The organism is Desulfopila sp. IMCC35008 (assembly GCF_010646885.2).
Taxonomy (GTDB): domain Bacteria; phylum Desulfobacterota; class Desulfobulbia; order Desulfobulbales; family Desulfocapsaceae; genus Desulfopila.
The window spans coordinates 1,475,114-1,498,703 of the sequence record NZ_CP050700.1; the positions used below are offsets into that span (position 1 = coordinate 1,475,114).

Consider the following 23,590-nt stretch of genomic DNA (forward strand, 5'->3'; position numbering starts at 1 on the left):
CTTTGAGCTGTCGGTATCAACAATTCCTTAGATGCTGGAACCATTACATCTGCAGGTGCAACGCTGTAAAAGGCCCAACATATTTTATGGTTCGATGGGTGTGATGTCGGCATAGAGCTTGGACGGGAGGTGGTCCCATTTTTCGAACACTCAGCATCAGATTTAAGTTGATATTGCCAGCTATAGTCTCCCCATTTACCGGTCTGCTCCCTGTTTAACGTGCCTACTGTATATACGCATTTCTGCTATTACCAAATCCCAACAATAAAAGAAGAAACAAGGTTGTTACGTATACAAAATGGCAATGTTAACCATTTCAGCAAATCTAAAAGTTTACACTAACTTCCTATCTAGAAAATTGCGATTCTTCAGAAGCCCAACAATAAGAACGCAGTCTGAAATTAGAGCTTCTCCATGAGCTAGTCGACCTCTCTCGTCGCCCGATCTTGTCTTGAGGTATAATTCAATCATGGCACTTACGCCAGAAACCATCAACCACAGGAGGTGTACAATGAAAGTTTCCCAAGCAGTCGATTTTCATCTTCGGTATCACCGGGCAAATTCGAAAAAAAAATACCATCAAGACATATGAGTTTGTCCTGCATCGATTTACAATGAGGTTCGGCATACGTGATCTAGCGAGTATATCACAGGAAGAGGTTCTCAACTTTTTGCTCTCTTTGACGAAGAACAACAAGCAGTCGACAAAACGAAACCGTTACTCCGTTCTGGCATCTTTCTACAATTTTACTATCAATACTGGCTATTCTGCTCTGTCAAATCCCTGCAATACTACTATTATCAAAAAAGTTTTTAGGCGACCACAAGCAACACAGTGGAATATCGTCGACAAAGAAACTGTAGATGAAATAATCTTAAGAACTACGAATGCACGAAATCGGCTCATGCTGGAATTAATGGCTAGAGGTGGTATGCGAGTAGGCGAAGTCCTCAGCTTAACACCAGCTGATATTCAGGAACGTAGCCTATCTATTCAGAGTCCTAAAAGTGGCCGCATCGGGGAGACTGTTTATGTCCCACGAAAAATAATGGTAAGGTTAACCAGCTATGTTAAATCCAAGAATATCGATAGCAGAGAACGGATTTTTCCAATTTCCTATGTTGCTGCTTGGTCGATGGTGAAAAAAGCTGGAAACATGGTCAACATAGCATTGCGGCCTCATGATCTCCGGCGTCATGCAGCCACCTATGCCTCCAGATCTGGTACACCAATAGAAATCGTCAGAAAAGTCATCCTGCGACACGCGGATCTCTCAACAACTCAACGGTATCTTGGGAAGGTAAATGACACTGAAGCAATCAGGTGGATTGAAACGCTTTATGGCTAACTTTCCCGTTAACGGGCGTGGATTGCTCCTCGCCCGTTATTGGCAACCGTTGAAAGCATGAATACTGAAAGGATCAATGATAATCTTTGGTTATCTCTGTTTTGCAGTTGCTCCATTTCTTCTTCCTAATGATATTTTAAGCTGTTTTTGGGCAGCGTGGAGTGCGGCATTCTGCCTCTCCAACTCGATTTGCCGGACCTGAAGATCGCGGATCAGCACTTGTTCGCCTGGTGTTCGGGCGGTGCTGTTTCTGTTGCTTTTACATCTCTTCTTAGGAGGTGTTTTCGTAGACCTGAGGGGCGTCGCCAAAATTTGTGCATGGTAGGCTTAACACTGATCCCATGCACCAGTATGGAAAGCGTCACCACAATCAGTGTCAGGTGGATCAATTCTATAGCCAGTTCTTCTTGCAATCCATGCTGGATGGCATACATCAGGTAATAGAACGAACCGATACCGCGTACTCCGAACCAGCCGACCAAACCGCGAATACGCCACGTTGTGCGGGTGCCGATCAGGCCTATCATTACGCTTAGAGGGCGTGCAACGGTGAATATGAAGAGAGCAAGACCTACGGCACGCCAACTCCACGAATTGACAAAGAGCATGCCACCGATGAGCAGGATCAAAACGAGTTCCGACAACCTCTCAAGATGCTCTTTGAAAACCAGAGAGGCTACACTGACTTGCTGTTGTGAAAGACCTTCCGGCGGCTCAGCAGACTGAGGCTGCAGCGGAATTTCCGAGGCGGTCCCGCCAAGTTTGAGCTCGGTGTGGCGTAAAGCCACGGCGGCAAAGAATACGGCGAGAAAGCCCCAGGCGTTGAGCCACAGGCTTAGGCCGTACACCGCCCCAATCAACCCCAAACCCAAAAAGTCATTCAGTAAATCCGGATTTTGGCGATTGCCTCGCAGGCGTGTCGCTAAATGGGCTAGCGCCCAACCAGTAACGACGCCGATAGTGATACCCGCAGCAGTCGCCCACAACACGTCTACCACGATCCATCGTTGTCCGAAATCACCTAAGTCATGCAGTCCGAGCAGACCCAGACCCAGCATAACAAAGGGAAAGGCGCTGCCGTCGTTCATTCCCGCTTCGCTTGTCAGGATAAACCGGAGACGATCATGGTCATCTGCATGACGTATCTGCACCTCGGTTGCCAGCACTGGATCAGTTGGCGCAATGATAGCTCCGAGCAGCACTGCCGCACCCAGCGATAAGCCCAGGAGGTAATAACCAAAGCCTGCAACCAATGCGACCGTGACAGCCATGGAGAAGAAGGCCAGAAAAACCGGCCTCCGCCAGCGCCAGAAAGTGAGCGGCACCGGCATCTTTACCCCTGCGGAAAACAGGGAGATTAGCACTACCACTTCAGTTAACACTTCGAGTAGGGCAGACTGCTTAAGAGGGTTGAAATGAAAGAGGCCGAAACCTGTCGGACCTACCAGCAGCCCCACCGCCAGATAAACTATGGCCGAGGTGACCGGTAAGCGCTTGATTAGCGGCATCGTCAAACCCATGACAAGCATCAGAGCTCCTACCAGTAAAAACCATCCCGTACTATTCATGATCGATGCTCAGCGCCTGTATAGACCCTGATTGCTTCTTGGATGTAAATCGTTTGTATGTGTGAAAAATTTGAATCTCTGCGTGAATGTCCGGTTTTTGCATTGGCTCCTGGATTACGAGATTATTCGGATTGAGTGTCTTGGGGAACTTCGTTGTTACGGTAGCGGTCGTGTTCAGATCAATGCTTTTTTTGGATTTTCCGGCGGCCTTCTCTTTTCCTCCCTGACAAACACTATGTAACATGTATCAGGAATAAATGTAACGTTTCTGTTGCTTGCAACCCTTCTTGTTCGCCAGGAAAGTATGTGTTTCCCTCTTACGTACTCTCTATCTCCCAGATTTTCCAATACTAAAATAGCTCCACATTGATCGTGCCCACTCGGGCACGAGACTTGCCAGGTGGATTGAAACGCTTTATGGATAATTGTCTCGTAAATGGACGTGGATTGCTCCTCGCCCGTTATCGGCAACAGTAGAAAGCATGAATGATGAAAGGGGCTGTGATAAAATAGATTCTTTGGTAAGCTAAACCTACAGGTTGCTCCATTTCTGCACATTCCCTAGGACATTAGTAGGCTTAACATCACAGGAAGAAGGTAAAAACCCTATGTACGAACTGCTTTTTAACATTGCCATGTGATCTATAAGATGAGATTGCCTGAAATCTATGGTGTTCACTTTATTCAACCAGCCTCACTTAAGAATCAGTTTAAAAATGTGAATACATAGAATCACCCCTAAGGGATGTCAGGAGTAAACCAGGATGTTATGTCTAGGGCTAGATCAAATCGGTGTCTCTGGTGCATTATATGCACGGTGTTAATTTCAAATAAAAAAATCGGTTACTACTTCGCGAGAAATTCACCATACTTTTTGTCGCATTCGACAATATGATCTACAAGCCATCCCCGTAGAAACTGATAGAATTCCGTGACTTTTTCCCGCTCAATATTTTCACCTATCGCCTGGAATTCCAGGGCCTGCTCCTTGAGCCGTCGATGCTCGTCCTGATGGGCTTCCAGGTCGGGATAGTCAGCCTGAGCCATCGCCTGCTCCTCGTTGTCAAAGTGATACCCGGTATACTCTACCAATGCAGCTATCGCCTCTGTAATTTTACTGCCTTCACGCTTGTCCCGGACGCAGGTGTACAACACATCTATCAGCTCAACGATTTTATGGTGTTCACGATCAAACTGTTCAACGCCGGTGTTATAGGATTCCCGCCACTGTATGATGCTCATTATTGTTCCATCCTTGTTTAGTGCTTTGTTGTTTGCCTCGTTCTGACGCAGTTCCTGCCATCATTTTTTGCCATGTATACCCCATCATCGGCAGCTTTCAAAAGATCGTCGATTGAACTGATGCCATTGCCGTTTGCCGCTACTCCAACGCTTATACTGCCTGACCAGAAACCTTCACCGGCCGGAACCCTGAGTCTGGCAATATTCACCCTGGTCAGTTCTGCAATATGCAGAGCGCCTTCAAGGGGAGTATTCGGACAAATTATGAGAAATTCATCTCCACCCATTCTGCAGACAATATCATCGTTCCGAACTGAATGCCGTAACTCCAGTGCCAGCCTCTTTAACACAACATCTCCTGCATCATGGCCAAACGAGTCGTTAATGATTTTGAAACCGTCGGCATCAATTATCATACAGGCAAGGTGGTTGCTCAGCTGTCTGGCTTCCGCCCACAGATGATTCAACTGTAGCAGAGCGTGGCGTCTGTTGGGCAGCTCTGTCAAGACATCAGTCAAGGCTAGAATCTCCAGGTCGGCGTTGGCCTGGACCAATTCACTGGTACGCTCTTCAACAATAGTCTCGAGGTTTTGGTTAAGCAGAGATAACTCTTTGTTGCGTCTTGATACCTGCTGGAAAAGTCCATTCAGGGCAGCAAGGAGAGGTCCAGTCGATTCGCTGACGTTCTTCTCCTCGGCCAAATAAACATCACTTGGTGAGGTCCCATCATTGATTGCAGCGATCTGTCTGGCCATATTCTTGTCACAACCGAGGATGTGATAGGCCAGCCAGTGAATAAGAAATTCAAGAAGTGATTTACCATCGTCGCCATCACCTTTCTTCGGCTGCTGGCTCATATATGTTACGTCATCTATAAAGCTTTTATGTGCGCTGAGATGCTGAGTGCAGTGTCTACTGTCCAGTCCATAATGGACCATTAAGCGTTCTTCTTCTTGAAAGTGATACTGAGTGTAATTGAAAAGCTCCTGAAGAAGGGCTTCAACGTGACGGTCAGCCATATCATTTTCAGCCAGCTGGGCCCCGAGGCTGTTGATCAGTTCTACAAGTTTACGATGTTGGTCATCAACCTCCTGTATCCCCGTCTCAAAGTTGGTTCCCCATTTAAAAGATTCCATTGTTTCTCCGGATACACAGATATGGCAAAATTAATTGATGGCCGCAAACTATCTCTAGTTTGCTAGCCTAGCGGAGGAAATTTGTCAAGTCAATGACACCTCTCAAAAAACAAATGACCTATCGCTACAGTCAATATTTTGAGTTTACGGTCTGAGAAAAGTGGAATCGACAAACAAGGCGGGTTAGGGCAGGGCGGAAAAACACGAGCTATATCTTTGAGCTCGAACAGGCAATGCATAAAATTAAAGTGTTAAGCGGCATAGTTCCCATCTGCATGCATTGCAAACAGATTCGTGATGACAAGGGATATTGGAACCAGTTGGAAGCATTTATTAGTAAGCATTCTGATGCCCAGTTTAGCCATGGCATCTGCGAGGCCTACCTGGGAAAATATTATCCTGAAGAAGATTGAAATATTTTCGTGAACATTACATTTCTATTGCATCCGAAATCGTGTTGTTTTCAAATTCCAACCAACATTTCAAGAATTTGAAATTATATCTTTTCCATGAATCTTTTTTCCTCAGTAGCAAGAGGGAATACCTAACTCATTCATGGTTAGGTAATTTCAGCACCTGAGCTATGGGCTTAATATTGCCAAATCCAAGGTGTTAATTTCGTACCTTTCACGTTGGTTATTACTATTCCTGTGAAGATGGGGGGATGCCTGTCTGGTCAGTGGAGTTACGCCAGGATGAGGCAGTTTGAAGGAGACAGGAACAAGGTCAACTTAAAGTAATTGCCCTTTCTGTAATGATTAGTTCGGGCAACCTACAGCCCTTGATGTTCTGGAATTTTCTCTGGTTAGGATACACCAAGGCCAATCATTGTATAACTTAATCATTAAAAAACTGATTCATGAACCGGCTCAATTCGTCTAGACGATATGGTTTTTTGATAACACCGCAAAAGCCGTATCTTTTATGATTAGCCATGATCGGATCATTACTATAGCCACTGGTAACGACCACTTTTGCCTCGGGATCAAGGGATAATAATTTTTGTGTGGCTTCTTCCCCTCCCATACCGCCGGGAACCATCAGATCCATAAGTACCATGTCATAAGGCGATTCAGACTGCATTGCCTTCTCATATGAATTAAATGCTTTTTCTCCGTCTTCAGCGAAGTCCACATCATATCCGAGATGCTCCAACATCATACCGATAGCGTCGAGGACTATTTCATTATCATCCATAACGAGAACCCGGCCCTTGCCTTTGATTATTGACGGTTCTTTCTCTTCTGTTGTTGTGACCGAAGATCTCGAAGCTGGAATAAAAATGGAAAAAACTGTACCTGTCTCCGAAGTTGATTCTACGCCTATGTATCCCTCATGCTTTTTGATTATGGAGTAAGCTGCGGCTAATCCGAGACCAGTGCCAGATTTCTTTGTAGAAAAATAGGGGTCAAAGACAAGATCAATATTATCTTCATTAATTCCAAATCCTTGATCAATTATAGATATTTTGACATAATTGCCACTTTTCAGAGGTAATTCATGATTAGTTCCGATAATAACATTTTCGCAGTTCAACGTTATCACGCCTCCATCCGGCATAGCCTCGTTGGCATTAATAAGAAGGTTGGTTACAACCTGACCTATTTGACCTGCGTCAGCATAAATATTCCAAAGATCATCAGAAATATTGGTTTTGCAGATTGATTTTGTGCCACTTAAAGCTAATTGGCAATTGGCCTTGATTAATTTAGCGGTTAAGGTCGGTACTCTTACAGGATCCCCACCCTTTGAGAAAATTAGAAATTGCTTCGATAAATCTTTAGCCGTCATGCACGCTGTTTCAGCATTCGTTAATCGCTCGTATATTTCGCCTGTGGGGGAACAACCCATTTTGGCCAGGGAAATGTTACCCATGATGCCCATCAGACTATTATTTAAGTCATGAGCGATTCCACCCGCAAGACGACCCAATGACTCAAGCTTCTGAGTTCTGAGAATCTCATTTTCCATACGCTTCCGCTGGGTAATGTCGTCATATGTTCCCAATATGCCAATGACTACGTCGTTTTCATCTCGTATCGGTACTTTAGAGGTCAATAGTGTAATTTTACGACCTTCAGGTGTTGTCTGAGATTCCTCATAATTTAGTTTCGGTTTTCCTGATGTCATTACTTCAAGATCATCTTTCCTGTACTGCTCTGCTTGATCTTTCCACCCTAATGCATAATCATCACCACCAATCAACTCCTCTGAACTACTGACTCCGGCATCCTGGGCAAACAATTGATTACACCCCAGGAAATGTGAATCTAGATCTTTCCAAAAAAGACGCACAGGGATAGTCTCTACGACTAATTGCATAAACCTGTAGGCCTCCTTGATTTTATTTTTACTTATTTCTAAATCTTCTTCAGCTTGTTTACGTTCGGTAATATCAATATTTAATCCCAGATATCCAGTAATGGTGTTATCTTCATCATACATTGGGGTTGCTAAACCTAACACCCACGTGATCTTCCCCTCCTTATTGATAAATCGGTACTCATCTTTCCACTTACCCTTAGTCTTGACCATATCGTACCATCCTTGCTTGATACGATCATGATCTTCAGAGTAGATCCCCTTGATCCATCCCTCTACTTTAGCCTCGTCGAAAGTCATCCCAGCCATCAACAGCCACGCGTCATTGGCGTACACACAGTTACCATCCCGATCCGTCTGGTAAATTCCACCAGGGGAGAGACTTGTCAGGGTTCGGAATCGCTTCTCACTTTCAGCGAGTGCCGCCTCTGATAGTTTTAACCTCGTAACATCATGTAAAGTAACAAAAACTTGATAAGGATTCGCTTCCCCATTTTTGAATAGGGGAATAGCATTGATATTTAGCCAAACGTAATCATTCTTTTTAGGGTTGTAGACAGCCGCTAAAAAATCATAGACGGGTTTACCAGATGTCAGTGCAACCATTGAAGGGTGCTGGTTGCCTGGCAGGTCTGATCCATCTTCGGCAATTACATGCCACTCTGGAGCCATGGACGTCTTACCCATAAATTGATCTCTACTCAGCCCGAACATCTCAAGTGCCGCTGAATTGCAATCGATCAATTCGCCATCGGAACGCTGGTAAAATACCCCCTGGACCATGTTCTCAAAAAGAGTTTTGTATTTTTCTTCGCTTTCAGCCAAAACATAATCTGCTTGCCTGCTAGTTCTGACATCTTTTTGAGATGAAGTCTTTTTCTGACCCTCAAGTTCATGAATTTTTTGTTCTAATTCTTCATACGTAGGCCTGGGCATGATATCCCCTCATAAGATTTTTCTGATACGAGATACTCCTACATCGAAAATATTGTATCACAATCAACTGTTTTATGGGGATAACACCAGTAGAAATGATTGTATTTCTTAATGATATCCTACAGTGTGGTAGCCATGTGTGTGGGGCTGTCCATTTGTCGAGCACATTCAGGTAAGCAGGTCTACAATCCATCACTAAGAGATGTATCTTGGCAATACTCGTTTACAAATGCAGCAAACGATTTGACCTTCTTACTGTCAGGACCCAGGCAGCCAGGTAGGTCTCCCCCTTGGCTCTTCAACAAAGTAAAGCTCTGTTTCCTGCGGTATTGTTCGGTTTAAAGTTATGCGTCCAACACGAAACCAAGTGGTAAGGCGCTTTGGCTGTCAGTATCGCCGTATGAGCAAGAAAAAAGAATAGAGGAGGAAGTACCCTCCTCTATCCCTTGAAAGTGAGCAGGAAGGTAGAAGTTGAAGGGACAGGTTAATGTTCTGCAGCAATTGCTGGTAAAGTTAAATCCACATGCTAAAAGGCCTGTCCTCGGCTGATTTCCAGCGGTGAGATTCAGTTCAAGGGATTATTACCAAGGAGGACAGGAAACACCTTTAGTTTTAGTATGGAGCAACATTGGTTACATTCGTTTTGCCAATATTAAGCCTGATATTCCGTGACCAGGAAGCAACTCAAATTCTATGTCATACATTCTGGTGTGAGAACAACAGTTAATATCTCTTTATCTGTATACCTTCTTCTTGACCAATGACTATCAGCCTGAATATAAGTTTCCCAACCAGTGCTTTCTGTGATATTTTATTAGAAAGTAGTGGCTGCTTTCATACATGGTGTCGAAACTGTTGTTGAGCTTTTACTACTGTTAAAATTTTTTGAGAAAGCCAAACCTGTTGAGAATCAGGGTCGGAAAACCACGGGTCTGTTAAAGAAAGCCGGGTTGCCATTGTTTTTAGACCAACAAAGGCGCTCGGCTTTTGTCATTTTGACCTCAATTCCACTGCCATTTACAAGAGGGCTTTTGATGATCACAAAGAAGAAACACTCACCTAAGGACGTGGGAAAAAAAGCCACAACTACCAACACACTTTCCTCGACTAAATTCCCCATCGTTGGCATAATTGTCTCAGCCAGCGAGTTAGAGGCTTTAGGGTACTGTTCAGATTCGCCCGCTCATATAGGACAGCCCTTTATGATATTGTTTTTTGATACGTATTATGAAACATGATTTACTCTCAAAATTAAGACATTTTATTCTGTACCGCAAACGTTCGTCTGAGACACAGTCTGCCAGAAAGATAAGTGAATCAGGGTGTTATTCTCGTTAGCGCATGCTTACGAACGAATATGGATAACACCCTGTACCCCATGAAGGAAGCTGCTATGGTTAACACCATGATGGACGATATCTTCAAAGATATCGTTGAGACAATACGCGAACCCCTTTTGATACTCGATTCAGACCTGAAGGTTGTTTTAGCCAACCACTCTTTCTATGACATCTTCAGTGTAAAACCTGAAGAAACCATTGGGCAACTTATCTACGACCTCGGCAATGCACAGTGGGATATTCCCAAGCTGCGGGAACTGTTGGAAGATATTTTACCTAACAACGACCCTTTCAATGACTATGAAGTTGTACACAATTTTGAATCAATAGGCATGCGCACAATGCTTTTGAATGCCCGACAGATTGAACGGGTGATGGGCAAGGATCGGATCATTCTTTTGGCTATTGAGGACATCACTGCGCGCAAAAAGATAGAAGCGGGCCTTGAAAAAACGCGAAAAGAACTGGAGGTTACTAAAAAATCCGCTGATGACGCACATGAATTCGCGGACAGCGTCATCAATACCGTGCGTGAACCTTTGATTTCTTTGGACCAAGACCTCAGGGTGGTCAGCGTCAGCCGTTCCTTCTGTGAATTCTTCAAGGTAAAGCCTAAAGAGACCGTGGGGCAGCTTATTTATGACTTGGGCAACAAACAGTGGGATATCCCCAAGCTGAGGGAACTACTGGAAACCATCCTTCCCGAAAAAAACACATTTGACAATTATGAAGTTGATCACGATTTTGAAACCATCGGCCGTCGCACAATGCTGCTCAATGCCAGGCAAATCGAACAAACGATAGGCAAGAAGCGAACCATTCTTTTGGCTATAGAGGATATCACCGAACGTAATCGATTAGAAAACTTGTTGAAAGATTCTGAAGAGCGCTTCAGGCGCCTTTTTGAGACCGCAGAGGACGGGATATTACTTCTCGAAAAGAGCGAAGGGAAGATCGCTAATGTTAATCCATCTGTCACAAGAATTTTGGGTTATTCCAAAGAGGATTGTATTGGAAAGGATTTAAAGGATATCGGCATATTGCATAATATGGGTGATATATTTGAGATAACGAAAAATTTGAACGACAAAGGCGTTATTCATCAAGATGATATTACGCTACAAACCAAGACTGGTAAAACTATCTCTGTAGAAATGTATTGTGTCGACAAGACAAGTTTAATCCAAAGCAATATCCGAGATATCACCGAGCGTAAACAGACTGCAGAGGTATTGAAAAATAGCGAAAAACGATACCGGTCCCTTTTTAATAGCATCCGCGACGCCATATTGGTGGCTGATATCGACAGAACGATTATCGACTGCAATCCGGCCTTTGTAGATCTTTTCGGTTATCTAAAAGAAGAGGTGCTGGGAAAACAAACGTTCTCCATTTATGAAAGCGAAGAAGAATTCAGGCGGATGGGCAACGAAATCAAAAATCATATGGACGATCCCGGATTTGTATTTCCCGTTCATTATAAAAAAAAGGACGGTTCGGTTTTCCCCAGCGAAACCAGTGTATTTTATCTGGTGGACGATAATAGTGCAAAGATCGGATACATTGGTCTAATACGGGATGTCACCCAGAGAAAGCAGGAGCAGAAATATCGCAAAACACTCCAGGCACAGCTGATACAGGCCCAGAAAATGGAATCAATTGGTACGCTCGCAGGAGGTATCGCTCACGACTTTAATAATATTTTATCATCCATCCTTGGATTTACAGAATTAGCCCTTGGTGATGGTAAAAAAGGAACACAGATTGAGGAAGACCTTCAAGAAGTATATACGGCTGGGTTACGAGCAAAAGATCTCGTTCAGCAAATATTGACCTTTGCCCGCCAGTCTGATGAGGAGCTTAAACCAATTCAGGTTGATTTCATCATCAAAGAAGTTCTCAAGTTTATCAGATCATCCCTTCCAGCCACGATCGAAATCAAACAGAATATCGCCAGTGACTCTCTCATCATGGGGAATTCAACCCAAATTCATCAGATATTGATGAATCTCTGTACCAATGCTTCTCACGCTATGGAAAATGGAGGTGGTACTCTTGAAATCACACTAAAAGATATAACGATCGACAGGACCACAAATCAGAAAAGACTGAATTTGAAATTTGGAAATTATATTGAACTTACAATTTCAGACACAGGGACTGGCATAGAACCTCATGTTATAGAGAAAATATTCGAACCCTACTTCACAACAAAAAAACCGGGCGAAGGTACAGGTTTTGGGCTTGCCCTGGTTCATGGGATAGTTGAAACATACGGTGGAAAGATGGTAGTGGAGAGCAGTTTGGGTAAAGGAACAACCTTTACCATTTATTTACCTGTTGCCAGAGAAATTAAGAATATTCAACAATACAAGGTAGAAGAATTGCCGACAGGTCAAGAGCGAATCTTGTTTGTCGACGATGAGGTTCCGATAGTCAAAATTGCGAGCAGAATACTTGGCCAATTGGGTTATTCTGTTACAACCAAAACAAGTAGTGTAGACGCGTTAGAACTATTCAAATCGAATCCAAGTGCTTTTGATCTGGTAATTAGTGATGTAACTATGCCGAAAATGACTGGTGATCAATTAACAAAAGAACTCATCGAGATCAGGCCGGATATCCCTGTCATATTGTGTACTGGTTATAGTAAAAGACTTTCAGAGGAAAAAGCGTCAGAAATCGGTATACAAGCATTTACCCAAAAGCCTATTGTCAAAGAAGATCTGGCAACAACAGTACGGAAAGTATTGGATGAGGCGAGAGATAAGTAACAAATGCAACGACTCTGACACTTTATGGTTGTTGGCCCGTTGATGAACACCGTAATTAATCTTGCCATATCAAAGGTCTGGGTCTTTCTGTAAATTTTCCACTTGATCTTACTACTAATCTATAGGAACACACGTTATCGCAATGGTTGAGGCTATAAATAAATGTTAACCACTTAAGCTATCCTGCAAATTCACACTATTCCTGTTCTCCTTCAGATACAGATAATATATTTAGAGGCAGGCCTGATCTCCTACCATACCCTTTTATTACGTTACACCAGACGCACAGAGGGCAGGCTGGGGGGCTTTTCTGCCCGCCACCACCCCATAGACGTCATTTTGTAAAGCTATAATCTCCGACCTGTTGGTTCCCATGATCACCCACCCTCGCTGATGTCTTTTCTTTCTCCGGCTATCCTGCCGTGATGATCAAGGCTCCTAACGTATCTTGCTCCTTATGCTTTCGACTAGCAACCCGTTGTTCAAGAGCATGCTCAGTGATTTCGGGTTGAGGAAGATTCATACTCGTATCACCTCATAAAGGCACTAAATTGATGAGTAGTTGCAACAACCAAGACCTTTATAACCTGGTGCTACGGGATTCTCTGCACCCGGCTCCGGATAGATCCATTTTCAACGGATTCCAGGAATTCCTGCCCAAGTTTTGCACTCATCTCGATACATTTAAGCCATGAGGCTACACGCTCATCGTCTCTTGTAGCGAGCAACTTGAAATCTCTTCGATCAGGGATTCTGCCGAGTGGCAGCGACTTTACAAATTCAGGCGAAGGGGCTAGCATCAGGACATCGGAGAGCAGTCTGCCCTCTGCAATTCGCGACGGTCGGTTTTTGTCCAGCCAGCCAAGGGTTGCCCGGTCGTAAAAGTGGGGGTAGAGGCAGATGCCCTCTTCCCCCGCAAGAAAGTCAAATGCTGGATGATAATGGAAAAGCCCTCCGTCCCGATAAGCACCTTTTGGGGCTCCGCTCAATTCCTTAACACTCTCCATCACACAGGGGATTGATCCGCTAGCGAGGATAGCTTGCCTGAAATTTCGTGTATCAAGTGCAACCCTTCCCCCGTTAAATTCATCGCTCCCCAAGAAGGGCGGCGGGTCAGCAGCATGATAGAACAGCGTTGGCTTGCATATCTTCCTGAACAGATTCCGGGAGAACCAATTAATCACCCAGGCAGAAATGAGCCCCATCATCTCGATTTTTCCATTGTCTGAGGCGAGTGGACCGGAGCAGCGTACGGCTGACAGATGCAATCGGCAGTACGGGTGGGACAGCACCTCTTCAGGAGCCCCTGGTCCCAGGAATTCGTCCATGATTCGCCCGGTTTCCCGGGCCACCTGCCCACGGGTTATCCTGCCACTGTAATATTGATGTATGTAGGCCTGTGCGAGGCTGTCGAAGCCAGCCTGTGGATCGTGTCTGGCTGCAGCCGCAGACTTCCAGGCACCGATGGAGGTTCCGTAGAGATGCAGGGGTGCTGTGCGGCCCCTGAACCATTTGCCGAACAGGGCGGAATCGAGCCCATGGAGCACAAGCCATTTTGCCGCCCCGGAGGCCCCTGCCACCATCTTCACATCATCGGGTTCAAGACCGTCCGAACAAATGCGTTCATATGCCCTGTGCCCAGCCAGGAAGAGTAAGTTATCGGCCATTATTCCAACCCATCCTTTCCAAAACAATCCTTGATATGGTTTTCACTACGATGCTCTCAGGCAATCTATGAGATTGAAGCCAGCATGGTATCCATCTCTTCTTCGGACATGATGCCCATTCGCAAGAACTGTTCCTTGCTGAAAAGAGCAAATTCGCCTGACGAAGAGGCACAAATATCACCTTCGTCATTGGTTATTTCTGCCACAACCTCAATCTTTCTCTTACTTATCCGTTTCCTGATATAACCGGTTACCATGACAGTCATGCCAATCCGAACCGGTTTGATAAAGTTTACCTGCATCCCTTTGGTGAGCATGAACTTCTGCGTTAAGCAAATAACAGTCCAGCCCATCGTCTCATCGAGAATTGTGGATAGGATCCCACCGTGAATAAGATTACTCCAACCACTGAACCGTTTCTCAAGGGTGATTATCGATCGCAGGTGTTTGCCGTCACTTTCAAATTGCATCTGCAGACCGTGCTGATTGTCGGGGCCGCAGCCGAAACATTCCCTGTCCACATTGGCAAGGGGCCGCCACTTTGCTGTTTCGTCTATTGATACTGCTTTTCCTTCAAACATATTCGTCTCCCGCATTTTGACCGGTTTCTTCTTTCACCCCCAGGATCCTCTTGGCAGCCCAGATCATGTACTTGCAATGCTCGTCATGTGAGTCTTTCTCAATATGGTATCCATTGAAATAATGGGACCCTTCTGAAAGAGAGATAAGAGCTTGCACAGCTGCTTGCTGATTATCCACCTCTATGATCCTTGATTGAGAGAAAAAAGCGACCTGCTTTGTCAAATACTTGCGATAGGTGCGATAGAGATTCCGCATCCGCATCATTACATCGTCGTCCCTCCGACTCAACGCCAACAGGGAAAAAATAACTGAAAAGCTTACCGCCTGGTGCCACTCTCGGCTCCAAATCAGAGTCAACAGCCGGTCCAGTCTGACACTGGGGTCGTCATCCTCCGGTAATCTTTCGAGGATTCGGCCATACATTCTGAGGGTTTCATCGACAAGGGCCTTGACCATTTCCTCCTTGTTGCCGAAATAGTGTATGACTGTACTCGGATGTACTCCCGCCTTCTCGGCCACCCTGGCAATGGAGGCATTTTCCAATCCCAGCTCGTTAATCACCTCGTAGAACGACCTTAGAATTACAGGTTTACGTTCTTTGGCCGATTGCCTTTTTCTCTCCGTAGCTTTCATCCCTGCTCCTGTTTGAATATCTTCACCCAGATGTTGTTATTAACTAAACGTTTAGTTAATAACTGTAGAGAGAACTTGTCAAGCCCATTTTATTTGCAAGGGTGTTATTGCGCTTGCACCGTTAACGTTACTGTTGCCAAGTCACAGTGCAGGATTATTTTCAGTTTGAAATCCAGTGGGCCTACGATCCATCACCGATCTTGACGACCAGGGCCTGAAATATTTTCTCAGGTCTCAATCCACGACCACCGGTACGCGTCCAACACACTGGCAGGCGAATTGGCATCTTTAGCATGCGAGGGTTGTAATGAAGAAACCATGGAGTCCAGGAGCCGCCGCTTTTTGTAGTAAGACTCTGTGTATACCTTGCTATCGAAAAGTCGAACAGAAAATCTAGGTGGTTGTCCTCATTTAATCAGTGAATTATCCGATGACCAGCCCTCCTTTTCCATACCTGTCTGAAAGTTAGGATTTTGCTCCACTTGAAATCGAGACATTGCCAAATCGAAGGTGAACAATCCTGCGTTTCCCTTTGGCTTGAAGTGTTTCCTGTTTATCTTCGATTTGAGGGGCAGGACGCTCTGCTGGTGGTTTTTTGTAAATAAACAGGAATAGTCCTAAGTTGCAGGATTTCTGGGGTGGTTGACCTTGCCATTTCTAGCCTCTGCCAATGGGATAAGTGCATCTTCACTGGCCCATTGTCGGCTCATTAGCCTTACACGTAGCCTTACCGCATCGAGATGCTCATGGATAAGCTTATCTTCTCAATTTATGTATTCCTGTTAGGAACTTAGGACAGCATACTTTTCGATATGCATTAGCAAGGTAACAATTAAGGAAAACTGAAATCAGCTAGATTTGTCTTGGCAACCACAACGACCCCGTAGTTATAGACTCCGGTGGAGCGTGTTGGCTCAAACAACCCTCATTTTTTCTTCACCCTACTTAAAGACAGATTTCAAACAACAGCAAACAAAAGGGGGATATCTGACATTTTTATTATGCATGCTGCTCAAAAAAGTAGACGTTTTCTTGAGCAGTATACGTAATAAAAACGTTCGTTATTGTATTGAACAGTTGAATAAATAAAAAAACTCCTCCCACCACGAAGGTAGGAGGAGCAATTTCACATCTCAATCATCTCAGCAAAACCACCCATCTGGTTTTACCAAGAACTCATTTCACCATACCGCCCTGGATAAAATGTATTCATCGCTGAAACAAGTCCTCAGTTACTTCCGGACAGGCGATTTTCTCGCATCCGGCTGTCCTGCAGGTTCATGGTGGATTATAAAGCTCAGAAAATCCAAAACTGAGATCAAGATTGGAACCATGAAATTGAACCTGTCAGTGCTCACTTACTGAGCGCAGCCAACTCAAACAGACATCTTGCTCCCCATTGCAATTAACCCATAAGGGGTATCTGCTTAAGTCTTCCCTTGGTCTCTCACTCCAGCAATTTCGCTATAGTCACCGTTATTTAACGAAAAATGCAAATCTACAAACAGTTGTACCCATGATACTGTTTGAAAAAGTGTAGGATGCTACACATCGGATACGACAGGCCGTTCTGTATCTCCTGAGTCACATTTTTCTAAGACTAACCACTTTTCAATGGATACGGTTCCCTAGATCTCAGCCACTTTCACCAACAACCTTACGGTCTATTAATTAGGCACCTCTCAGGCAACAACAGTCGATGGGAACACTGCTGAGGTTATTTCCTGAGTAGATTTTGTATTTTTGATCTCATTTGCTTCTATGGGATGAAGCTAATGTCCGCACTAACAGCGGTACTGAGCTTGAGCAAGTTCAAGGCACCCACGGCATTTTTGACGAAATGTGAGTGAATGTTGCTTATTGGTAATATCTTTATGTGTGGTGTGAAAAGTAATTGATGATTTTGAGTTGTTGTTTCAATCCTGTTGAAGGAAATTCAACCTGGTCAATGTACTACTAATGTGACATATCTCGTTGGCAATCCTACAAGGTCGATATGACTATGGCGTTCACAATAGTTTGATGTGCTTTGTTTTCTCTCTCATTTGTACTTGCATTTATCTTTCTGATCATATTTTCTTAATATATGTATAAGCTAAATATGGTCGGCAGTTTGGTGTTTGCCGTGAGATGATTTACTATCGCGACAGAGGGGGACATATGAAAGTAACGTCAATCAGGTTCAAACTCACAGCTGGCGGCATTGTACTTGTTCTTCTGCCACTGATTATTGCTGGAATAATCTCTGTATCAAAATCTTCGGGAGCGCTGTTACAATTAGGAAAAGACGGGGCTCAAAATACAGCATCTGATTTAGCCAGATTAGCTGATAATATTCTTGAGGAAGAAAGGAAGTTAGCAGAAGTATTTACCGCTGACCAGAAAATCATAGATGTTGCAAATGATATAAAAAGTGGCGGAGATAGTTCGGGACCTAAGGTTGCTGAACTCTACCAGGTATTGACACAGCAATTCAAAAAAATGGGAAGCAATTATCAAGGTATATTTGTTGCTGATTCAAGTGGTGCTTTATATACAGGTGCACTTGAAGGAGGCAAGGAATACAAAGGTGTTAGTATCAGAGACAGAAGTTATTTTCAGCAAATGAGCAAATCGGGGCAAACGGCTATTAGTAATGTAACCCGATCGAAATCAACCGGAAAATTAATCATCGTTGTATGCTCACCTATAAAATCAAGCTCATCAGCTATTATTGGAGCTTTTGGGCTGGTTATCAAAGTCGATTATCTTGTAGAATTAATCTCCGGAAGGAAAATAGGAGAAACCGGATATGGTTTCATGACAGACAAAACGGGACTGCTTGTAGCACATCCGAATCCCGATAACATTTTGAAACTCAATCTAGCTGAGCTTGATGGCATGAAAGAGTTTATGAAACTCATGCTCGGTGGCCAGGATGGGGTTGCGGAGTATACCTTTAAGGGTGTCGATAAAGTCGCAGGCTACGCACCTTTATCCCAAACCGAATGGTATATCGGTGCCACCCAAAATTCAGATGAATTTCTTGCTTCTTCTAAAACTATCAGAAACCTTATTGGATTGATTACTATAGTCGCGGTTTTAGTAACTGCTGTCCTTGTATCCTTTGCTGCGATCGCAATTGTCAAGCCACTAAATAATGCGGTTGATGGGTTGAAAGATATTGCAGAAGGCGAAGGCGATTTAACCATGAGATTGCAGGTTACATCGAAAGATGAAATCGGTGAAATGGCGCATTGGTTCAATACCTTTATAGAAAAACTACAGAGAATCATAAAGCAAATTTCAGATAACTCAAAAAGTGTCGGGGATAGCTCAGAACAACTCTCAAGTATTTCAGAGGAGTTATTAACTGGGGCAGAAGATACTTCACAACGTTCTACTAATGTAGCAACTTCAGCTGAAGAAATGAGTGCCAATTTAAATAACGTTGCAGCAGCAATGGAAGAATCATCGACAAATGCTAATATGGTGGCGACAGCGGCTGAGGAGATGAGTTCTACCATTAATGAGATTGCGGAAAATGCAGAAAAGGCTCGAGGTGTTTCTTCTGACGCTGTATCACAGGCAAATAACGCCTCAGCTAGCATGCAAGAGCTTACCGAGGCAGCAGGTAAAATTGGTAAGGTTACCGAAGCTATCACGGAGATATCAGAGCAAACCAACCTGCTTGCCCTTAATGCTACGATTGAAGCGGCACGAGCAGGGGAAGCTGGGAAAGGATTCGCAGTTGTTGCTAATGAAATTAAGGAACTTGCAAAGCAAACAGCTGAAGCAACACTGGACATTAAGAATCTCATTGATGATGTCCAGAACACATCCAACACGACATCAGAAGGGATCGTGCAAATATCTGATGTGATAACTGGTGTAAACGATATTGTTTCAACTATTGCTTCGGCTGTCGAGGAGCAAACAGCAGCGACTCAAGAGATCGCCAACAATATTGCCCAGGCTAGTCAAGGAATTCAGGAAGTGAACGAAAATGTAAATCAAAGCTCTTCAGTTGCTACAGGTATTTCTCAAGACATAGCAGAAGTCTCGTCAGCTGCACAGGATATTTCAAAAAGTAGCAATGATGTCAAGCAAAGTGCCCAAGACCTCCTTGCTCGATCTCAGGAACTTAATGAAATTGTGGGTAGTTTCAAGGTTTAGGAATGAGCTGTTAGACTTCTATTATTATAAAATTTATGGATTGAGGAGTATTGGTCTTAGAGAGCTATGGTCAAAATAGTTTAACAAATAGCATGTATAGCTATAATTTTAAGGATGGTAACACTGAAGACACTTAACTCAAGAATTATCTTTACTGTAACAGCGATAGTGTGCCTCACTATCGCTTCTTCAATGCTAATTGTTAGATGGCAAACTGCGTCAACTATCCAAGATATCCAGAAAACCAATGCAAAAGATTTACTCAAAGCTATCACTAACACTGTAGAAAATGAATATCTCAGTATTGAATTTCACAGACAGGCCACTCTGGAGCGGAGAAAGGAAGAATTAAAAAACCTAGTCGATGTTGCATATACAGTACTAAATGACTCTTACAAGAACTATCAAGCAGGGCTAAGAACTGAGACGCAAGCCCAGCAATTGAGCAAACAAGCAATTAGAGACATGAGATGGGCTGGAGATGTCGGATATTTCTGGATAAATGACACCTCAGCTCCTTTCCCAAAAATGATAATGCACCCAACTCTTCCTGAGCTGGACGGTAAAGTGCTTGATGACCCTGCTTTTGATTGCGCTCTTGGAAGAAATGAAAATCTATTCCGGACTGCTAGTGTCATCTCCCAGCGGGAAGGTAGTGGGTACGTTGACTATTTCTGGCCAAAGCCAACTCCAGACGGTAGCCTGACGAATAAACAACCCAAGTTATCGTTTGTTCGCCTTTTTAAACCATGGAATTGGGTTATTGGCTCTGGTGTTTATATCGATGATATTGAAACTGAGACCCAGTTGAGACTTAATGCTGTCATTGAGGAACTTCGCCAGTCATTCCTGAAATTGCATATTGGTGAAAACAGTTACATTTTCTTATTTACCAAAGACAAACAGATGTTAATACATCGTGAACTGCATGGTCAGAATGTCTCTGAGCTGCTTAATCCTGACACTGGAGGGTTTCTTTTTGATGAAATCATGCTTACAGAACAGTCACTTGATCAAACATTGTACTATAGATGGAAAAAACCTTCCGAGGATGCACAAAAACTATTTCAGAAAACACTTCATGTCAGCTACTTCGAGCCTCTGCAATGGTACATTTGTGTCTCCTATTATCAGGATGAAATCAATGAGCCTGTAAAAGACTTAAGTTTAATGATTTTAGGCCTATCCATATTAGTTCTGTTTGTTGCTGTCGTTTTATCCTTCCTACTCGGGAAGAATTTAACCGGTCCATTAAAGAAATTGTCAGATGCGGCAGAAACTATTAACAACGAAGGTCTCGGTGCGGCAGAAATACCTATAAGTGGCTCAAAAGAGACCTGTGATTTAGGGAATATACTTTCAAAAACTTTGAAAACTATAGGTGACAATGAGCAATACTTGAGAGCAAGTGAACTGAAATATCGTCAACTAGTTGAAAATGCCAACGATGCGATTTTTATTGCTCAAGATGAAAAAATTACATTCGCAAATAGCAAAACATTAGAACTAACTGGTTATACTTTTAAGGAGTTGGAAGAGATTCCTTTTGTCCGGTTAATTCATCAAGATGATCAAGCTATGGTAGTTGAAAGATATATCCAAAGATTGAAAGGAGACACGGATATACCTGCAACTTACTCATTCAGGATACTCGACCGCAATAATATGGAATATACTGTGTTGCTAAATTCTGTATTGATCGAATGGAGAGGTCAACCGGCGGTTCTTTGTTTTGCCCTTGATATTACAGAACAAAAAGAACTTGAGGCCGCCTATTTACAAGCACAAAAGATGGAAGCAATCGGAACTCTCGCGAGTGGCATAGCACATGACTTCAATAACCTACTCATGGCCATTTGGGGGCGTATTTCATTGATGTCTACTGATATGGAAAATTCTCACCCTCATTATAGGCACTTTCAAGTTATAGAAGAGAGCATTAAGAGTGCAACAAACCTTACTTCACAATTACTTGGAATTGCCCGTGGTGGTAAATATGAAGCTCAGCCGATTGACATAAACGAATTGGTCATCAGTAGTTCATCGTTGTTTGGGCGTACAAACAAAGCAATAAAAATAAAGACTGTAATTCATCCATCTCCGATAGTTGTTAGGGCTGAGAAACGGCAAATTGAGCAAGTCCTTCTCAACCTATACGTTAATGCTTTCCATGCGATGCCAGATGGAGGGGAAATACTTATAAAAACTACAACTGCATATTTGGACGAAAAAGTATCTGAAAGTAATCAGATAGCACCAGGTGACTATGCACATCTCTCGATTACTGATACGGGAATTGGCATGGACAACGAAACCAAAATTAAAATTTTTGACCCATTTTTCACCACAAAGGAAAGGGGGCGAGGAACAGGGCTAGGACTCTCATCAGCTTTTGGTATTATAAGAAATCATAATGGGATGATTTCTGTAATGAGCGAAATTAACCAAGGAAGTACATTCAGTTTATATTTACCGTTATCAGGGGAAGAAGCTGTTCCAGAGGAAATTATTGATGAAAAATTGCTTACTGGAATTGAAATGGTTTTGCTTGTTGATGATGAAGAGGTAGTTCTAGAAGTAGGCTCTGAAATGCTTAAAAGTCTCGGTTATCGTGTCAAGCTAGCAACCGGAGGAGAATCGGCTTTAAAAACTATATCAGAAGAAGGCGAAAGTATTGATTTGGTAATCATGGATATGATTATGCCTGGCATGGATGGTGAAACCCTCTTTTTCAAGATCAGAGAAAAGCTACCTCTAATTCCCATTCTTCTCTCAAGTGGATATTCCTATAATGAGCAAGCGGATGCTATTATGAAGGGCGGCTGTAATGGATTCATACAAAAACCATTTAGTTTATCAGACTTTTCTCAAAAAATTCGAACTGTACTCGATGAAATAGCAACAATTTCGTAAATGTGGTTCCTTTAATACCCCTGATAGGTATCAATATGTCTTCTGGCACTTTTAGCGATTAAAATAAGTAGCAAGTTAATAGTCCTGAACATCAACAGAAATGTCTAAACAGACTTTTATAATTGACTTTTATCTGAGGTGCAGATACCAAATTCCGTCGCAAAATCATTAGACGATTATTAGACGTTTTAATCAAATTAGATCCATATAAAACGAAACAGGTATGGTTAAACGAAATCGCTGTTTTGTTAACTCGTTAATATTCATTAATAACGGGATATTGGAGATACCCCTGTTTTTAGGGTCGCACGCCTTGGGAGCAGACTCATCTAAATCAACTACCTCTCCCCTAAAATTCTTTCTGCTGCAGTCTTTAACATTTAGTATTTGAATTGGCAGTATCACATTTCTTCCAACTTACCTTGCAATATAAATAATGTAAGGGTGGGATTGTCTGCTTCCATAAAATCGCTCAGAAATCGAGCAACTGCCAACTGAAGCTTACCAAAGACAAGGTAATTTGAGCAACAGAGACTTGAACCTAACATTGCCAAAGCGAAGGTGAGCAGTTCAGCCTTTCCTAGCTTTAGGTGTTTCCTGTCTCCATAACGAGAATGGGCAGAGCTTTCATAAAGCAGCTTTGTGTGCCAGTCCACCGCTCTGAAAATATACAGAATATTATATACGGTTAACCTTGCCCGTAATATCTAGAGGAACATTAACTGGTCAACGATTATGCCTTTAACTGTAATTCCTGGGGATTATGCAAGTAGTCCTATAATGAGGCGGGTACAGAAGAACGGAGTACCTGATCTGCACAGGAAACACCTACTATTGGAGCAAGAATGTAGACTAATCACCTTTGTAATTGCAATGTTAAAGGTGGTGATCAATCACTGAGGTTAGCTACTCTTTGGATATCTCTTCTTTGCAGTTGCTCCATTTCCAATCAATTTTGAGTGTGTTTAGCTGA

12 protein-coding genes and 1 riboswitch are annotated in these 23,590 nt (G+C 43.2%); of the genes, 5 read left to right on the top strand and 7 right to left on the bottom strand.

What is annotated here, in order from left to right:
• The first annotated feature begins 932 nt into the window (after positions 1–932).
• Positions 933–1,349, top strand: coding sequence for a tyrosine-type recombinase/integrase (locus GA520_RS06645; RefSeq protein WP_370362749.1), 417 nt, complete (start codon positions 933–935; stop codon positions 1,347–1,349).
• Positions 1,350–1,561: 212 nt separating this feature from the next.
• On the opposite strand, the gene GA520_RS06650 is transcribed toward GA520_RS06645, so the two are convergent.
• From GA520_RS06650 to GA520_RS06660, 3 genes are all read right to left on the bottom strand, one after another.
• On the bottom strand, positions 1,562–2,917 hold the full coding sequence (locus tag GA520_RS06650; protein WP_163338982.1) for a sodium:proton antiporter: 1,356 nt from the start codon (positions 2,915–2,917) through the stop codon (positions 1,562–1,564).
• A gap of 846 nt (positions 2,918–3,763) precedes the next feature.
• Positions 3,764–4,159, bottom strand: coding sequence for a bacteriohemerythrin (locus GA520_RS06655; RefSeq protein ID WP_163338981.1), 396 nt, complete (start codon positions 4,157–4,159; stop codon positions 3,764–3,766).
• A 17-nt stretch (positions 4,160–4,176) separates the two neighbouring features.
• Complete coding sequence (locus GA520_RS06660; RefSeq protein ID WP_163338980.1) at positions 4,177–5,295, bottom strand: GGDEF domain-containing protein; 1,119 nt, start codon at positions 5,293–5,295, stop codon at positions 4,177–4,179.
• 233 nt (positions 5,296–5,528) lie between these two features.
• Here GA520_RS06660 and GA520_RS06665 point away from each other — a divergent pair, with 233 nt between their 5' ends.
• Positions 5,529–5,708: a hypothetical protein gene (locus GA520_RS06665; protein ID WP_163338979.1), complete on the top strand. Its 180-nt coding sequence runs from the start codon at positions 5,529–5,531 to the stop codon at positions 5,706–5,708.
• A gap of 424 nt (positions 5,709–6,132) precedes the next feature.
• Here the strand turns inward: GA520_RS06665 and GA520_RS06670 are convergent, their stop codons facing one another.
• The gene (locus tag GA520_RS06670) at positions 6,133–8,553 is read right to left on the bottom strand and encodes a PAS domain-containing sensor histidine kinase (RefSeq protein WP_163338978.1); all 2,421 of its coding nucleotides are present in this window, start codon (positions 8,551–8,553) and stop codon (positions 6,133–6,135) included.
• Positions 8,554–9,436: 883 nt separating this feature from the next.
• A riboswitch (cyclic di-GMP riboswitch) is annotated at positions 9,437–9,511 on the top strand.
• A 399-nt stretch (positions 9,512–9,910) separates the two neighbouring features.
• Between GA520_RS06670 and GA520_RS06675 the strand changes: the two genes are divergently transcribed.
• Positions 9,911–12,667, top strand: coding sequence for a PAS domain-containing sensor histidine kinase (locus GA520_RS06675; protein WP_163338977.1), 2,757 nt, complete (start codon positions 9,911–9,913; stop codon positions 12,665–12,667).
• Positions 12,668–13,260: 593 nt separating this feature from the next.
• Here GA520_RS06675 and GA520_RS06680 read toward each other — a convergent pair.
• The 3 genes from GA520_RS06680 to GA520_RS06690 form a co-directional block, all read right to left on the bottom strand.
• Positions 13,261–14,334: a patatin-like phospholipase family protein gene (locus tag GA520_RS06680; RefSeq protein ID WP_163338976.1), complete on the bottom strand. Its 1,074-nt coding sequence runs from the start codon at positions 14,332–14,334 to the stop codon at positions 13,261–13,263.
• A 65-nt stretch (positions 14,335–14,399) separates the two neighbouring features.
• Positions 14,400–14,915, bottom strand: coding sequence for a PaaI family thioesterase (locus GA520_RS06685; protein WP_163338975.1), 516 nt, complete (start codon positions 14,913–14,915; stop codon positions 14,400–14,402).
• Entirely contained in the window at positions 14,908–15,549 is a 642-nt protein-coding gene (locus GA520_RS06690) for a TetR/AcrR family transcriptional regulator (protein WP_163338974.1), read from the bottom strand. The genes GA520_RS06685 and GA520_RS06690 overlap by 8 nt, the downstream gene beginning before the upstream one ends.
• A 2,160-nt stretch (positions 15,550–17,709) precedes the next feature.
• On the opposite strand from GA520_RS06690, the gene GA520_RS06695 reads away from it, so the two are divergent.
• The gene (locus GA520_RS06695; protein WP_163338973.1) at positions 17,710–19,704 is read left to right on the top strand and encodes a methyl-accepting chemotaxis protein; all 1,995 of its coding nucleotides are present in this window, start codon (positions 17,710–17,712) and stop codon (positions 19,702–19,704) included.
• Between the two features lie 114 nt (positions 19,705–19,818).
• Complete coding sequence (locus GA520_RS06700) at positions 19,819–22,617, top strand: cache domain-containing protein (protein ID WP_163338972.1); 2,799 nt, start codon at positions 19,819–19,821, stop codon at positions 22,615–22,617.
• Positions 22,618–23,590: the final 973 nt, after the last annotated feature.